This is a genomic window from Oceanibium sediminis (assembly GCF_003265325.1).
GTDB classification, from domain to species: domain Bacteria; phylum Pseudomonadota; class Alphaproteobacteria; order Rhodobacterales; family Rhodobacteraceae; genus Halovulum; species Halovulum sediminis.
In genome coordinates this window covers 1-1,697 of the sequence record NZ_QGNX01000039.1, presented here as the reverse complement: position 1 = coordinate 1,697, position 1,697 = coordinate 1, and the positions used below count along the sequence as shown (strand labels likewise).

1 protein-coding gene and 1 pseudogene are annotated in these 1,697 nt (G+C 59.6%); one reads left to right on the top strand and one right to left on the bottom strand.

Annotation, left to right across the window (positions count from 1 at the left end; translation table 11 throughout):
• Positions 1-139: 139 nt before the first annotated feature.
• Positions 140-643: pseudogene (locus tag DJ029_RS21450) on the top strand (C-terminal helicase domain-containing protein); the annotation flags it as partial.
• A 394-nt stretch (positions 644-1,037) separates the two neighbouring features.
• On the opposite strand, the gene terL reads toward DJ029_RS21450, so the two are convergent.
• Positions 1,038-1,697: phage terminase large subunit (gene terL / locus DJ029_RS21445; RefSeq protein WP_157966484.1), on the bottom strand; the 660-nt coding region annotated here is incomplete at its 5' end.

Genomic DNA, 1,697 nt, shown 5'->3' with positions numbered 1-1,697 from the left:
CTACAATCCACGCCGACGGCATTCAGCATTGGGCTGGAAAAGCCCGGTCGCCTTCGAGCGGAAAGTGGCCTAAACGAGCACTTGGGGCGGCACTAAAACGGGACAGGTCCAGAAGAAGGCGCGTTCTCCCTGGTATCTCGATGGTCGTGAAATCCCGCGAGTGCTCGTAGACGATCGCGCTGGCGACGCGACGTGGTCGAAGAAGTATAATGGCAAGATCCGGTTCGCTTCCGCCGAGATTATTGCCGCGTTGGTGCACGAACCACTCAGTTCCTACGTCGAAGCTGACGACATTCTGATCCTCACCCCTTTTCGCGCTCAGCGTGCTCTCATCAGGTCGATGCTGGGACGGCAAGGGCAAAAGGAAGTTCGTGTCAGCACGGTTCACCGAGCACAGGGTAGCGAGCGGAAGATCGTGATCTTCGATCCTGTAGATGCAGGGAGCCCATTCCTGAATAGCGAGAGTGGTCGCCGGCTAATTAACGTCGCTGCGTCACGCGCCCAAGCACATCTAATCATCCTCGCTGGCGATGGTGATCTGCGGAACCCGTTCTTGGCCGCGATAGCCGAGCGCGCCCGCCGGCTCTGGGATCGCAAAGGCGGCTATGCCAACCCGCTTCGAGTCCGGCTTCGCCAAACCTAAAGCGTGTGCCCACCGCCACCGCTGCGCGCAAGTGAGCCACCAACCCCAACCGCTACGCCTCCCGCATGTTCGGGCTCTGTTTCACTCGATAGCGCTGGAAACAGGGCTCGCAGTTTTGGCGGGGCTGGAAGTCAGGCCGTTGGAAAGGCAACGAAATTTTCGACCGAACCGAAATCGGCGCGGTTCGCCCAACCAGAGACGAGAGGCCATTCAGAGACGCAAATCTCTCCGCGCGTGCGTCTCAGCGGTTCGCATCCATCCGGCAAACCCCTTTGAAAACAGGAGAAATTCCGCCTCGGACGGGCGGCATGAACGGGTTCTCAATGGTGATAGTGGCGGTGCAAATGGGATTCGAACTCAAAGGACGGCGTGCGAGTGCCGGAACACTGCCATTTCATCGATAGCGGCTCAGTCCAAGAAGCGGTGGAGGTCCTTTATCCAGCGTGCGAAGCATCTGGGACATGCTGTCGACCTGGTCGTCATGCTTGCCGTTTGGGAATGCAGCCACCTCGTGAAGGAAGCTCGCCAGCCAGTTTGCTTTCTCCGGCAAGCGAACATGGCCTGCCTCGATCTTTGCCGACTGCGCCGCCATACGCTGGACCTTGTCGGGCTTGGGATTGAGGTGCCATATCCCAACCAAACCAGCCCGCCTGAGCTCCTGATAGAGACCAATGCCACTGGAGGCGTTTTCGATCACGATCATGGCCGGTTGCCATTCGCTGTGCATCCCCTTCGCAGCACGCACGAGGTCCGGGAACAGGTACTGTTCGCGGTGAACATCAAGCAGATCGACGTAGGGACCCAGAAGCCCCCAAGTCGTGCACACGCACCAGTCATTGGTTTCGCCCGGAATGGCCGCCGTATCCCAGCTTTGGACGACGGCCTCATAAATGCTCGGCCCAGCCGGTTCCGGGTACGTCTTGAACCATTCGGGTTTGACCAGGGTCCCTCCCGCAGGTGCGGGGCGTTGCTGGTATTGGGCTTCGAATGCCGACGAGCCAAGCTCGCGCCGTATACGGTCCAGTTCATCCTGGCCGATCCGCTCCGGGTGCAG